The sequence below is a fragment of the Streptomyces sp. NPDC008163 genome (assembly GCF_042956885.1).
Taxonomy (GTDB): Bacteria; Actinomycetota; Actinomycetes; order Streptomycetales; family Streptomycetaceae; genus Streptomyces; species Streptomyces drozdowiczii_A.
On sequence record NZ_JBIBHG010000014.1, the window covers coordinates 21739 to 34974 of the forward strand.

The following is a 13236-nucleotide window of genomic DNA, read 5'->3' on the forward strand; positions in this document are numbered from 1 at the left end:
CACACAGCCATGAGCACCGCACTCGATTCCCTGCTCGATCTGCTCGACCTGGAGCGGATCGAGCAGGACATCTTCCGGGGCACCAGCCGCTCGGCGGTCGTGCCCCGGGTCTTCGGCGGACAGGTCGCGGCCCAGGCGCTCGTCGCCGCGGGCCGCACCGTCCCCGCCGAGAAGTCCGCCCACTCGCTGCACGCGTACTTCCTGCGCATGGGCGACCCCGGCGCGCCGATCGTCTACACCGTCGACCGCATCCGCGACGGCCGCTCCTTCACCACCCGGAGGGTCGTCGCCGTCCAGCACGGGCAGCCGATCTTCCACCTCTCCGCGTCCTTCCAGGCGTACGAGGACGGGCTGGAGCACCAGGCGGCCATGCCGCCCGCGCCCGACCCCGAGACGCTGCCCACCGCCGCCGAGATGCTGCCCCGCTACGCCGACCGGTTCAGCGACCCCGGCATGGTGGACCGGCTGGTCGAGGCGCGGGCCGCCGTCGATCTGCGGTACGTGGACGCGCCCCCGTTCGGCACGGTCGGCGAACCCCGCGAGCCCAGGTCGCAGGTGTGGTTCCGTACCAACGGCAAGCTGGCCGACGACCCGCTGCTGCACGTCTGCATGGCCACCTACGTCTCCGACATGACGCTGCTCGACTCCGTGCTGCTCGCCCACGGGCGCGGCGGCTGGGCGGTCGGGGACGTCGTCGGGGCCAGCCTGGACCACGCGATGTGGTTCCACCGGCCCTTCCGGGCCGACGAGTGGCTGCTGTACGACCAGGAGTCGCCGTCCGCGTCCGGCGGGCGCGGCCTCGGCCAGGCCCGCATCTACACCCAGGACGGCCGCCTCGCGATCACCGTCATCCAGGAGGGTGTGGTCCGGGTCCCCCGGTGACCGGCCGCGCATCGGACATGAGTGGGCCGGGCGCGGACATACTCACCGGCATGACTGACGCGAAAAGCAGTGGTGGGGACTCGACGTTCACCGTCATCGTCGCGGCGCTGGCCAACCTCGGCATCGCCGTGGCGAAGGCGGTCGCCGGGCTGATCAGCGGATCGAGCGCGATGCTCTCCGAAGCGGCCCACTCGGTCGCCGACACCGTCACCGAGGTGCTGCTGCTCACCGCGCTCAAGCGCAGCGAGAAGCCGGCCGACGAGGACCACCCGCTCGGATACGGCTCCGAGCGGTACATCTGGGCGCTGCTCGCCTCCGTCGCCACCTTCGTCGGCGGGGCGGTCTACTCGTTCTACGACGGGGTGCACACCCTGCTCCAGGGCGAGGAGCTGGGCAACCCGCTGATCTCGTACATCGTGCTCGTCATCGCCTTCCTGCTGGAGGGCTTCTCACTGCGGACCGGGCTCAAGCAGGTCCGCGAGGAGGCCGACGAGCTGGGCGCGCCCGCCCGGCACTACTTCCGGCGCACCCCGGACACGGCCGTCAAGGCCGTGGTGATGGAGGACTCGGCGGCCCTGCTCGGGCTGCTGTTCGCGGCGGGCGGGCTGCTCGGCGGCCAGCTGACCGGGTCGGGGATGTGGGACGGCATCGCCTCGCTGCTGATCGGGGCGCTGCTGGTGTACGTGGCCTGGGTTCTCGGCCGGTCCAACATCCAGCTGCTGATCGGCAGGCCGGTGTCGCGGCCGATGCGGGACGGCATCCGGGAGGAGCTCCTCGGAGTGGAGCACCTCACCTCCGTCAAGGAGCTGACCACGCTCATCCAGCAGCCGGGCGAGGTCCTGGTCGCCGCGAAGGTCGGCTTCCGGGACACGGTCACCGCCGAAGAGGTCGAGTCCGCCTGCGAGCAGGCCGAGCACCGGCTGCGGGAGCGGTACGAGTCCATCAAGCGGGTGTACCTGGACCCCACCTCGGGGCGGGAGGCGCGCCGCCGGGCCCTCGCGGCCGAGGAGGGCGCGGAGGAGAAGGCCTGAGGCGCCGGCCTCTCAGAGCAGCCCCGCCGCGTCCAGCAGGTAGTCCGTCATCGGGTCGTAGAAGCGCGGGTCCAGGACGTGGTCGTCCAGCGGGATCGCCACCTGGAGGGTGCCCTCGGACTCGCCGAGGAACAGGGCGGGGTCGTTGCAGTCCGCGTAGCCGATGGCGTCCAGGCCGCGCTGTGCGGCGCAGCCCGCCCAGCCGTGGTCGGCGACGACGAGGTCGGGCAGGGGGCGGCCCTCGCGTTCCAGGCCGTCGAGGATGGCCGCCATCGGGGCCGGGGAGTGGGTGTGCCAGAGCGTCGCGCCGCGCTCCTGGACGGCGACGTCCGCGAACTGGAAGACCATGCCCTCGTCGGCCATCAGCCCGCCGGGGATGCGGACGATCTCGCAGCCGGCCGCCCGCAGCGCCTGCGCGGTCTGGCGGTGCACGTCGAGCAGGCCGCCGGGGTGGCCGGTGGCGAAGAGGACCCGTTCGGCGCCCTCGACGGCCTTGCGGAGCCGGGCGGCGGCCCGCTCCAGGGCGTCGACGGTCAGCTCGGGGTCGATGGTGTCCTGCCCGAACCGGTGCTCCGGGTCGTCGCTGACCCCGCACCGCTCGGCCATCACGGCCAGCACGTCCTGCTCGTCGCGCCACCGGTCGCCCAGCTCCAGGCCCAGCCAGTAGTGCCGGTCCCCGTTGGCCAGGCTGCGGTAGTGGGCCAGGTTGTTGTCGCGCGGGGTGGCGACGTCCCCCGCGATGCGCGTACGGACGAGGTGTTCGACGAGGGCGGCGCGGCTGGGTATCGGCATGGGGCCATTGTGCCGTGGCGCGTGCCCGGCGTCCCGGCCGTCCGGGAGGCGGTCAGTCCGCCTGCCGCTCCCCCGCCGCCGCGAAGGCGCCCCGGGCCAGCCGGTGCAGCAGCGCCGCCGTCTCGGTGCGCCCGGGCAGCGCGCCCGGGCGCCCCAGGTGCGGGGTGGAGTTCAGCAGGCCGAAGACGGCGTGGACGGCGGCGCGGGCCTCGTGTTCGGGCAGGTCCGGGTAGAGGTCGCGGACGACGGCGACCCACACCTCGACGTACTGCCGCTGGAGCCGGCGCACCCGCTTGCGGTCGGTGTCCCGCAGGCGGTCCAGCTCCCGGTCGTGCAGGGTGATCAGGGGGCGGTCGTCGAGGGCGAAGTCGATGTGGCCCTCGATGAGCGCGTCCAGCAGGGCCTCGGGCGATCCGTCGCCGGAGGCGGCGTCCTCGGACACCCGGAGCTCGCCGCCGGCCAGCAGCCGTTCGCTGATGCCGACGAGGAGCTCGGCGAGCATCGCGTCCTTGCCGGGGAAGTGGCGGTAGAGGCCGGGGCCGCTGATGCCGACGGCGGCCCCTATCTCGTCTACGCCGACGCCGTGGAAGCCGCGCTCGGCGAAGAGCCGGGCGGCCTCCCGGAGGATCTGCTCGCGGCGGGTCGGGGCCGCGACGCGGGCGGCGGCATGGGTGCTCATGAGCAGCCATTCTAGACAGGCGGGTTAGCGCTCGTTAACCTGTGATCACGTTAACGCTCATTAACACGGTGGCGTTGGCGATCGGAACGGCGCGGTACGGGCAAGGGGGCTCGACACGATGCAGCAGGCACCGGTGCTGACGAGCGCGGCGGATCCCGCCTCGGCGGCCTGGCAGGCCAACGAGGCGGCGCACCACGCGCTCGCCGACGAGCTGCGCAAGCGGCTCGCCACGGCCAGGCTCGGCGGAGGTGAGAGGGCCCGCGCCCGGCATGTGGCGCGCGGCAAGCTGCTGCCCAGGGAGCGGGTGGACACCCTGCTCGACCCGGGCTCGCCCTTCCTGGAGCTGGCCCCGCTGGCGGCCGAGGGGCTCTACGGGGGCGCGGCGCCGGCCGCCGGGGTGATCGCCGGGATCGGCCGGGTCAGCGGCCGGGAGTGCGTGGTCGTCGCCAACGACGCGACCGTCAAGGGCGGCACGTACTACCCGATGACCGTGAAGAAGCACCTGCGGGCCCAGGAGGTGGCGCTGGAGAACCGTCTCCCCTGCCTCTATCTGGTGGACTCGGGCGGTGCCTTCCTGCCGATGCAGGACGAGGTCTTCCCGGACCGCGAGCACTTCGGCCGGATCTTCTACAACCAGGCCCGGATGTCGGGCGCCGGCATCCCGCAGATCGCGGCGGTCCTGGGCTCCTGCACGGCGGGCGGGGCGTATGTCCCGGCGATGAGCGACGAGGCCGTCATCGTCCGGAACCAGGGCACGATCTTCCTGGGCGGCCCGCCGCTGGTGAAGGCCGCCACCGGCGAGGTGGTCACGGCCGAGGAGCTGGGCGGCGGCGAGGTGCACTCCCGTACGTCGGGCGTCACCGACCACCTCGCGGAGGACGACGCGCACGCGCTGCGGATCGTGCGGAACATCGTGGCGACGCTGCCGGACCGGGGCGCGCTGCCCTGGTCGGTGCGGCCGGTCGAGGAGCCGAAGGTGGACCCGGCCGGGCTCTACGGAGCGGTCCCGGTCGACTCGCGTACGCCGTACGACGTGCGCGAGGTGATCGCCCGGGTGGCCGACGGCTCGCGGTTCGCCGAGTTCAAGGCGGAGTACGGCCAGACGCTGATCACCGGCTTCGCGCACATCCACGGCCATCCGGTCGGGATCGTCGCCAACAACGGCATCCTGTTCTCCGAGTCCGCCCAGAAGGGCGCGCACTTCATCGAGCTGTGCGACCAGCGCGGCATCCCGCTGGTCTTCCTGCAGAACATCTCGGGCTTCATGGTGGGCCGGGACTACGAGGCCGGCGGCATCGCCAAGCACGGCGCGAAGATGGTCACCGCCGTCGCCTGCACCCGGGTGCCGAAGCTGACCGTGGTCGTCGGCGGCTCCTACGGCGCGGGCAACTACTCCATGTGCGGCCGGGCCTACAGCCCCCGGTTCCTGTGGATGTGGCCCAACGCGAAGATCTCCGTCATGGGCGGCGAGCAGGCCGCCTCCGTCCTCGCCACGGTCAAGCGCGACCAGCTGGGCGACGACTGGAGCGCCGAGGACGAGGAGGCCTTCAAGGCCCCGATCCGCGAGCAGTACGAGACCCAGGGCAACGCGTACTACGCCACCGCCCGGCTCTGGGACGACGGGGTGATCGACCCGCTGGAGACCCGGCAGGTGCTGGGGCTCGCCCTGACCGCGTGCGCCAACGCGCCCTTGGGCGACGCCGGCTTCGGCGTCTTCCGGATGTGAGGAAGAGATGACGATGTTCGACACGGTCCTCGTCGCCAACCGCGGCGAGATCGCGGTCCGGGTCATCCGGACCCTGCGCGAGCTGGGCGTGCGCTCGGTCGCCGTCTTCAGCGACGCCGACGCCGACGCGCGGCACGTACGGGAGGCCGACACGGCCGTACGGATCGGCCCCGCGCCCGCCTCCGAGAGCTACCTCAGCGCCGACCGCCTCCTGGAGGCCGCCCGCCGCACCGGCGCCCAGGCCGTCCACCCCGGCTACGGCTTCCTGGCGGAGAACGCGGCCTTCGCCCACGCCTGCACGGAGGCGGGGCTGGTCTTCATCGGCCCGCCCGCCGCCGCGATCTCGCTGATGGGCGACAAGATCCGGGCCAAGGAGACGGTCGCCGCGGCGGGCGTCCCCGTCGTGCCCGGCTCCTCCGGGAGCGGCCTGAGCGACGCCGAGCTGGCGGAGGCGGCGGCCGGGATCGGCATGCCCGTGCTGCTGAAGCCCTCGGCGGGCGGCGGCGGCAAGGGCATGCGGCTGGTCCGGGACGCGGCGCTGCTCGCGGACGAGATCGCGGCGGCCCGGCGCGAGGCCCGCGCCTCCTTCGGCGACGACACGCTGCTGGTGGAGCGGTGGATCGACCGGCCGCGCCACATCGAGATCCAGGTCCTGGCCGACACGCACGGCAACGTGGTGCACCTGGGCGAGCGCGAGTGCTCGCTCCAGCGCCGCCACCAGAAGATCATCGAGGAGGCCCCGTCCGTCCTGCTGGACGAGGCGACCCGGGCCTCGATGGGCGAGGCGGCCGTCCAGGCGGCCCGCTCCTGCGGGTACGTCGGCGCGGGCACGGTGGAGTTCATCGTCCCGGGCAGCGACCCGTCCTCGTACTACTTCATGGAGATGAACACCCGCCTCCAGGTCGAGCACCCGGTGACCGAGCTGATCACCGGTCTCGACCTGGTGGAGTGGCAGCTGCGCGTCGCCTCCGGTGAGCCGCTGCCGTACGGGCAGGACGCCATCACGCTCACCGGGCACGCGGTGGAGGCCCGGGTCTGCGCCGAGGACCCGGCCCGCGGCTTCCTGCCCTCCGGCGGCACCGTGCTGGCGCTGCACGAGCCGCAGGGCGGCGGGGTCCGCACCGACTCGGGGCTCGCCGAGGGCGGCGAGGTCGGCAGCCTGTACGACCCGATGCTGTCCAAGGTCATCGCGTACGGCCCCGACCGGGCGACCGCCCTGCGCCGGCTGCGGGTGGCCCTCGCGGACACCGTCGTCCTCGGCGTCCCGGTCAACGCGGGCTTCCTGCGCCGGCTGCTGGCCCACCCGGCCGTGGTGGCGGGCGAGCTGGACACCGGCCTGGTGGAGCGCGAAGTGGCCGCCCTGGTCCCGGACGGCGTGCCGGAGGAGGTGTACGCGGCCGCGGCGCTGCTGCGGCAGCACACCGCGTCCGCCGCCGCCCGCCCCGCGCCCGGCGCCTGGGCCGACCCGTTCTCGGCCGGGAACGGCTGGCGGCTCGGCGGCGCCCCGGCGCGGACCGTGCTCGACTTCCACATCCCGGGCCACGACCCGGTCCAGGTGGGCCTGCGGCCGTGCGGCGGCGGGGACACCGAGCTGACGTTCGGCCATGTCGGCGAGGGCGCGACCCCGCCCGCCCCGGAATCGGGTTCCTGCGGACCGCTCGGCCCGCTGCCCGGCACGGCGGAGAAGGCCAGGACCCTGGCGGCCGGTGACGGCCGGATCGCGTTCGAACTCGCCGGGGTCACCCATGTGTTCGCGTACGCGGTCTCCCCGGAGGGGCACTGGCTCGGCCGGGACGGCGACAGCTGGCACGTCCGGGACCACGACCCGGTCGAGGCGTCGCTGACCGGCGCCGCCCGCTCCGGCGCGGACACGCTCGCCGCGCCCATGCCCGGGACGGTGACCGTGGTGAAGGTGGCCGTCGGGGACGAGGTCGCCGCCGGGCAGAGCCTGCTGGTGGTGGAGGCGATGAAGATGGAGCACGTCATCTCCGCGCCGCACGCCGGCACCGTGACCGAGCTCGACGTGACCGCCGGGTCCACGGTGGCCATGGACCAGGTGCTCGCCGTGGTCGTGCCCGCCGCCGGTGCCGGGGAGGACGCATGAGCGCCGACGCCCGCGCCCTGCCGATGACCGTGCCCGCCGAGGGGCTGCCCGCCCGGGTCCGGATCCACGAGGTCGGCGCCCGCGACGGCCTCCAGAACGAGAAGGAGGTCGTCCCGACCGAGGTGAAGGCGGAGTTCATCCGCCGGCTCGCGGTCGCCGGGCTGACCACCATCGAGGCCACCAGCTTCGTGCACCCCAAGTGGGTGCCCCAACTCGCGGACGCCGAGCAGCTGTTCCCGATGCTCGGGGACATCGCGGACGTCGGCGACGTGGCGCTGCCGGTCCTCGTACCGAACGAACGCGGGCTCGACCGGGCCCTGGCGCTCGGCGCCCGCGGGATCGCGGTGTTCGGCTCGGCCACGGAGACGTTCGCCGCGCGCAACCTCAACCGCACGGTGGACGAGTCACTGGCGATGTTCGCGCCGGTGGTGGCCCGGGCCAGGGCCGAGTCGGTGCGGGTGCGCGGCTACCTGTCGATGTGCTTCGGAGACCCCTGGGAGGGCGCCGTGCCGGTCCCGCAGGTCGTCCGGGTCGCGAAGGCGCTGATGGACCTCGGCTGCGACGAGCTGTCCCTCGGCGACACCATCGGCGTCGCCACCCCCGGCCACGTGACCGCGCTGCTGACCGGGCTGAACGAGGCCGGGGTGGCCACCGACGTGATCGGGGTGCATTTCCACGACACGTACGGGCAGGCCCTGGCCAACACCCTGACGGCGCTCCGGCACGGCGTGACGACCGTGGACGCGTCGGCCGGCGGCCTCGGCGGCTGCCCCTACGCGAAGAGCGCGACCGGAAACCTCGCCACCGAGGATCTCGTGTGGATGCTCGACGGCCTCGGTATCGAAACCGGGGTCGACCTCGACGAGCTCACCGCCACCAGCGTATGGCTCGCCGGACACCTGGGCCGACCCAGCCCTTCCCGTACCGTCCGCGCCCTGTCCCACAAGGAGCAGTGATACCCCGATGTCCCTGGACCACCGGCTGACCGCCGAGCACGAGGAACTCCGCCGCACCGTCGAGGAGTTCGCCCATGACGTCGTCGCCCCGAAGATCGGCGACTTCTACGAGCGGCACGAGTTCCCGTACGAGATCGTGCGCGAGATGGGGCGGATGGGCCTGTTCGGGCTGCCGTTCCCGGAGGAGTACGGCGGGATGGGCGGCGACTACCTCGCGCTCGGCATCGCCCTGGAGGAGCTGGCCCGGGTCGACTCCTCGGTCGCGATCACGCTGGAGGCGGGCGTCTCGCTGGGCGCGATGCCGGTCTACCGCTTCGGCACCGAGGAGCAGAAGCGGCGGTGGCTGCCGAAGCTCTGCTCGGGCGAGGCGCTGGGCGCGTTCGGCCTGACCGAGCCGGACGGCGGCTCGGACGCGGGCGGCACCCGGACGACCGCCGTGCGCGACGAGGCGGCGGGCGAGTGGGTGATCAACGGCTCCAAATGCTTCATCACCAACTCCGGTACGGACATCACGGAGCTGGTGACCGTCACGGCGGTGACCGGCCGCAAGGAGAACGGCGCCCCGCTGATCTCCTCGATCATCGTCCCCTCCGGCACCCCCGGCTTCACGGTGGCCGCCCCCTACTCCAAGGTCGGCTGGAACGCCTCGGACACCCGCGAGCTGTCCTTCGCCGACGTCCGCGTCCCGCTGGAGAACCTGCTCGGCGAGGAGGGCCGGGGCTACGCGCAGTTCCTGCGCATCCTGGACGAGGGCCGCATCGCCATCGCGGCGCTCTCGACGGGCCTGGCGCAGGGCTGTGTGGACGAGTCGGTGAAGTACGCCGCCGAGCGGCATGCCTTCGGGAAGCCGATCGGCGCCAACCAGGCCATCCAGTTCAAGATCGCGGACATGGAGATGCGCGCGCACATGGCCCGCATCGGCTGGCGCGACGCGGCCTCCCGGCTGCTGGCGGAGGAGCCGTTCAAGAAGGAGGCGGCCATCGCCAAGCTGTACTCCTCGACGGTGGCCGTGGACAACGCCCGCGAGGCGACCCAGATCCACGGCGGCTACGGCTTCATGAACGAGTACCCGGTGGCCCGGATGTGGCGCGACTCCAAGATCCTGGAGATCGGCGAGGGCACGAGCGAGGTGCAGCGCATGCTGATCGCGCGGGAGCTGGGGCTGCAGGCCTGAGCCCGGTCGCGGCGGCGTACGGCTCCGGCCCGCGCCGCCCCGTTCCGCTTCCCCTATTCTCGTTCGACACCGGCGCCGGGGCCCGGCAGAGTCGGGCCATGAAGCCTGCCGCCTGGCCCCTCTACGGGCTCCGCATCCGCACGCCCCGGCTGGAACTGCGCCTGCCCGACCTGGAGTTGCTGGACGACCTGGCGGCGGTCGGTGCCGGCGGGGTGCACGCCCCGGACACCATGCCGTTCACCGTGCCGTGGACCGACGGCCCGCCCGCCGAGCGCGGGCGGGCCGTCTTCCAGCATGTGCTGTCCACGATCGCCGGCTGGTCCGCCGATGACTGGTGCCTGAGCCTCGCGGTGCTGCGCGAGGGCCGGGTGGTCGGACGCCAGGACCTGATGGCGAAGCAGTTCGCGGTGACCGGCCAGGTCGAGACGGGCTCCTGGCTCGGGCTCGCGCACCAGGGCCGGGGCATCGGCACGGAGATGCGGGCCGCCGTCCTGCACTTCGCCTTCACCGGACTCGGCGCCGCCACGGCGGTCTCGGCCGCGATGCTGGACAACCCCCGCTCCCTGGGCGTCTCCCGGCGGCTCGGCTACCGGCCGGACGGGCTGTCGGTCACCGCGCTGCGGGGCGAGCCGGTCACCCTCCAGCGGCTGCGCCTGGAGCGCGGGCGGTGGGAGGAGCACCGCACGGCCGACGTGACGGTCGAGGGGCTGGACGACTGCCGGTACATGTTCGGGTGAGCCCGCCCGGCGGTCGGGGCCGGGGGCCGTCGACAGGTCGACATTGCGTGAGGTTAGGCTAGCCTTCCCTTGAACGTGTCACCTGCCGGTCTCCGGCTCGTACGAAGGCGGATTCCGTCATGAGCACTACCCGAGCGTCCCGTCCCACCCGCCGCGGCCTGCTGGCCATGGGCGGTGCCGTTGGTCTCGGCGCCGTGCTCGCGGCCTGCGGCGGCAGCGACTCGAAGGACTCCGCCGGCTCGGGCTCCAAGAGCGCCGACGCCGGGCCGTGGAAGTTCAAGGACGACCGGGGCCAGGTCGCCGAAGCCAAGTCCATACCGAAGAACATCGTCGCCTTCACCGGTGTCGCCGCCGCCCTCCACGACTACGGCATCGAGGTCAAGGCGGTCTTCGGCCCGACGAAGACCAAGGACGGCAAGCCGGACGTGCAGGCCGGCGACCTGGACATCGGCAAGGTCGAGATCCTGGGCAACGTCTGGGGCGAGTTCAACGTCGAGAAGTACGCGGAGCTCGGCCCGGAGCTGCTGGTCACGGCGATGTGGGAGAAGGACGCCCTCTGGTACGTGCCGGACCAGTCCAAGGACAAGATCCTCAAGCTGGCCCCGAGCGTCGCCCTGTGGGCCGCCGAGACCACGATCCCGAAGGCCATCCAGCGCCACGAGGACCTGGCGGCCTCGCTCGGCGCCGATGTGAAGTCCGCGAAGGTCGTCGCCGCGAAGACGCGGTTCGAGAAGGCGGCGGCCCGGCTGCGCGCGGCCGCGAAGTCGAAGCCGGAGATCAGGGTCATGGTCGGCTCGGCCAGCCAGGACCTGTTCTACGTCTCGCTCGCCAAGATGTCCGCCGACACCCTGTACTTCCAGGACCTGGGCGTGAAGTTCGTGACGCCGAAGGTGAACGCGGCGGGCTTCTTCGAGGAGCTGAGCTGGGAGAACGTCGACAAGTACGACGCCGACATCATCATGATGGACAACCGCTCCTCGGCCCTCCAGCCCGAGGCCCTGACCTCCAAGCCGACCTGGGCGCAGCTGCCCGCAGTCAAGGCGGGCCAGGTCGTCCCGCGTACGACGGAGCCGATCTACAGCTACGACAAGTGCGCGCCGATCCTGGAGGACCTGGCGAAGGCCATCGAGAACGCCAAGAAGGTCGCCTGACGCGACGGTTCACCGCCCCCGGCGGCCGGAATGCCCGGCCGCCGGGGGCGGTGCCGTGTCAGCTCCCGCCCGCCGTCTCCGACGCGGGCCACGGGACCTGCGGCGAGCGGTAGTAGTCGATGCCCTGGGCGGTGAACCGCTCCCCGAGCGCCGCGAGCCGCACCTTGTACGTCTCCCAGTCGTGCGTCGAAGCGGGCGACCAGGCCAGCTCGGCGGCGCCGGGCAGCCTCGGGAACGCCATGGCGTCGATGTCGTCGCTGTCGGTCAGGGTCTCGGACCAGATCGGCGCCTCCACCCCGAGGACCGCGCTCTCCGGGGCGCCGGTGAGGTACGTCCCCGGGTCCCAGTCGTAACTGCGCTGCACCTCGACCGTGCCGGCCCACTTCAGGCCCAGCACGGTCTGGTCGTTGTACTTCATGTCGAGGTACACCCGGTCCGCCGGCGACAGCACCAGCTTCGTGCCGTTCTTCGCCGCGTCCACCACCTGCTGCCGGTCGGCGGCACTGGTCTTGTCGTAGCCCCAGTACTGCGCGACGGCGCCCTTCACCGGGTCGGCGCCGGTCAGCTGGTGCCAGCCCATCACGGTCTTGCCGTACTTGCCGACGATGGCCTGGGCCCGGTCCATGATCTCCACGTAGTCCTCATGGGTGGTGGAGTGCGCCTCGTCGCCGCCGATGTGGAAGTAGCGGCCGGGCGTGAGCGCGGCCACCTCGCCGACGACGTCGTCGATGAAGTCGTACGTGACGTCCTTGCCGGCGCACAGCGTGCTGAAACCGACCTTGATACCGGTGTAGAGCGGCGGTGCGACGCCGTCGCAGTTCAGCTCGGCGTACGAGGCGAGCGCCGCGTTGGTGTGGCTGGGCATGTCGATCTCCGGGACCACCTCCAGATAGCGGGAGGCCGCGTACCGCACGATCTCCTGGTACTGCGCCTTCGTGTAGTACCCGCCGGGTCCGCCGTCGACCTCGGTGGAGCCGCCGTACGTGGCCAGCCTCGGCCAGGAGTCGATGGCGATGCGCCAGCCCTGGTCGTCGGAGAGGTGGATGTGGAAGGTGTTGAACTTGTACTGGGCGACCTGGTCGATGTAGCGCTTGACCTCGTCCACCGAGAAGAAGTGGCGCGCGACGTCGAGCATCGCGCCCCGGTAGGCGTAGCGCGGGGTGTCGGTGATGGAGCCGCCGGCGATCCGCCAGGGGCCCGTCTGGCGGGTGTCGCGCTCCACCTGGGCCGGAAGCAGCTGGCGCAGCGTCTGGACGCCGTGGAAGAGCCCTGCGGGCTGCCTGGCGGTGATGGTGACGTTGCCGCGCCCGGAGGTGAGCGTGTAGCCCTCGGCGCCCAGCTTGCCGGCGCGGGGGTCGATCCGGAGCCGGATGCCGTCGGCGCCGTCCTTGGTGGTGACGGGCAGGGCGAATCCGGTGGAGGGGCGCAGCACGCCCGCCAGGTAGTCGCCGATCCTCCGGGCCTCGCCGGAGGAGCCGAGGGTCCGGATCCTGGTGGAACCGTTGAGCATGTACGGGTCGCCGCCGGGTCTGACCGAGACGGGGGCGGGCACCACTTGGCCGAGCGGCCTGGGTGCCCACGCCGCCCCGGCCGTACCGGCGGCGGACGCCTGTGGGGCGGCGCACGCGCTGGAGACACCGGCCGCCGCGACGAGTAGCAGCGAGCCGAGGAGCCGGGGTAGAGAACGGGTAAGAGCACTGCGCCGTACCGTGTGCAGTCTCACAAGCCGGGTCCCTTTCTGGGGGGTCACTCTGCTGGGTCTCCTGACCTTTCTCCGTCGCCATGCGTACCGCGCGTCTCACGGGTGGTCAAGGTGTAGACCACCTACCGGCGTTGGTCACCCAGGCACCCTGATGGTCTTTTGCGGCTTATGTGCGGATTCACCCCTTCGGCTCCGACCACTACGGCGCCACCCCCTCCCCCACACCCCCGTGCCGCCCGTGCGAAATCCACCCAAGCCAGAAAAAGAGGGCCAGTATCGCGGTTCCCTGCCCGAAATCGGGC

11 protein-coding genes are annotated in these 13236 nt (G+C 72.5%); 8 read left to right on the plus strand and 3 right to left on the minus strand.

The annotated features are described in order from the left end of the window. The first annotated feature begins 9 nt into the window (after positions 1-9). Complete coding sequence (gene tesB / locus ACFZAT_RS27470; RefSeq protein WP_391268246.1) at positions 10-882, plus strand: acyl-CoA thioesterase II; 873 nt, start codon at positions 10-12, stop codon at positions 880-882. 17 nt (positions 883-899) lie between these two features. Continuing rightward, a complete protein-coding gene (locus ACFZAT_RS27475; protein ID WP_391268396.1) occupies positions 900-1913 on the plus strand; it encodes a cation diffusion facilitator family transporter in 1014 nt (337 codons plus the stop codon). Between the two features lie 12 nt (positions 1914-1925). Here the strand turns inward: ACFZAT_RS27475 and ACFZAT_RS27480 are convergent, their stop codons facing one another. Together ACFZAT_RS27480 and ACFZAT_RS27485 are read right to left on the minus strand one after the other, a co-directional pair. Beyond that, entirely contained in the window at positions 1926-2705 is a 780-nt protein-coding gene (locus ACFZAT_RS27480) for a phosphatase (RefSeq protein ID WP_018106322.1), read from the minus strand. A 52-nt stretch (positions 2706-2757) separates the two neighbouring features. Then, a complete protein-coding gene (locus ACFZAT_RS27485; protein ID WP_073965092.1) occupies positions 2758-3384 on the minus strand; it encodes a TetR/AcrR family transcriptional regulator in 627 nt (208 codons plus the stop codon). A 118-nt stretch (positions 3385-3502) separates the two neighbouring features. Here ACFZAT_RS27485 and ACFZAT_RS27490 point away from each other — a divergent pair, with 118 nt between their 5' ends. The 6 genes from ACFZAT_RS27490 (at position 3503) to ACFZAT_RS27515 (ending at position 11232) form a co-directional block, all read left to right on the plus strand. After that, the gene (locus tag ACFZAT_RS27490) at positions 3503-5110 is read left to right on the plus strand and encodes a carboxyl transferase domain-containing protein (RefSeq protein WP_391268247.1); all 1608 of its coding nucleotides are present in this window, start codon (positions 3503-3505) and stop codon (positions 5108-5110) included. 13 nt (positions 5111-5123) lie between these two features. Further along, positions 5124-7214, plus strand: a complete 2091-nt coding sequence (locus tag ACFZAT_RS27495) for a biotin carboxylase N-terminal domain-containing protein (protein ID WP_391268397.1) — start codon at positions 5124-5126, stop codon at positions 7212-7214. Next, the gene (locus ACFZAT_RS27500) at positions 7211-8170 is read left to right on the plus strand and encodes a hydroxymethylglutaryl-CoA lyase (protein ID WP_391268248.1); all 960 of its coding nucleotides are present in this window, start codon (positions 7211-7213) and stop codon (positions 8168-8170) included. Before ACFZAT_RS27495 ends, ACFZAT_RS27500 begins: the two co-directional genes overlap by 4 nt. A gap of 7 nt (positions 8171-8177) precedes the next feature. Further along, entirely contained in the window at positions 8178-9344 is a 1167-nt protein-coding gene (locus ACFZAT_RS27505) for an acyl-CoA dehydrogenase family protein (protein ID WP_391268249.1), read from the plus strand. A gap of 98 nt (positions 9345-9442) precedes the next feature. After that, complete coding sequence (locus ACFZAT_RS27510) at positions 9443-10081, plus strand: GNAT family N-acetyltransferase (protein WP_391268250.1); 639 nt, start codon at positions 9443-9445, stop codon at positions 10079-10081. Between the two features lie 167 nt (positions 10082-10248). After that, a complete protein-coding gene (locus tag ACFZAT_RS27515) occupies positions 10249-11232 on the plus strand; it encodes an ABC transporter substrate-binding protein (RefSeq protein WP_391268398.1) in 984 nt (327 codons plus the stop codon). A 58-nt stretch (positions 11233-11290) separates the two neighbouring features. Here ACFZAT_RS27515 and ACFZAT_RS27520 read toward each other — a convergent pair whose 3' ends face one another. Then, positions 11291-12955 carry a family 20 glycosylhydrolase gene (locus tag ACFZAT_RS27520; protein WP_391268251.1) on the minus strand — a complete coding sequence of 555 codons (1665 nt, stop codon included), beginning with the start codon at positions 12953-12955 and terminating at the stop codon, positions 11291-11293. Between the last annotated feature and the right edge of the window lie 281 nt (positions 12956-13236).

Bases quoted from the DNA above. Each gene is read 5' to 3' on its own strand.
- ACFZAT_RS27495 (WP_391268397.1), top strand. From the start codon at position 5,124: ATGTTCGACACGGTCCTCGTCGCCAACCGCGGCGAGATCGCGGTCCGG.
- ACFZAT_RS27500 (WP_391268248.1), top strand. From the start codon at position 7,211: ATGAGCGCCGACGCCCGCGCCCTGCCGATGACCGTGCCCGCCGAGGGG.
- ACFZAT_RS27480 (WP_018106322.1), bottom strand. From the start codon at position 2,705: ATGCCGATACCCAGCCGCGCCGCCCTCGTCGAACACCTCGTCCGTACG.
- tesB (WP_391268246.1), top strand. From the start codon at position 10: ATGAGCACCGCACTCGATTCCCTGCTCGATCTGCTCGACCTGGAGCGG.
- ACFZAT_RS27485 (WP_073965092.1), bottom strand. From the start codon at position 3,384: ATGAGCACCCATGCCGCCGCCCGCGTCGCGGCCCCGACCCGCCGCGAG.
- ACFZAT_RS27505 (WP_391268249.1), top strand. From the start codon at position 8,178: ATGTCCCTGGACCACCGGCTGACCGCCGAGCACGAGGAACTCCGCCGC.
- ACFZAT_RS27490 (WP_391268247.1), top strand. From the start codon at position 3,503: ATGCAGCAGGCACCGGTGCTGACGAGCGCGGCGGATCCCGCCTCGGCG.
- ACFZAT_RS27475 (WP_391268396.1), top strand. From the start codon at position 900: ATGAGTGGGCCGGGCGCGGACATACTCACCGGCATGACTGACGCGAAA.
- ACFZAT_RS27515 (WP_391268398.1), top strand. From the start codon at position 10,249: ATGGGCGGTGCCGTTGGTCTCGGCGCCGTGCTCGCGGCCTGCGGCGGC.
- ACFZAT_RS27510 (WP_391268250.1), top strand. From the start codon at position 9,443: ATGAAGCCTGCCGCCTGGCCCCTCTACGGGCTCCGCATCCGCACGCCC.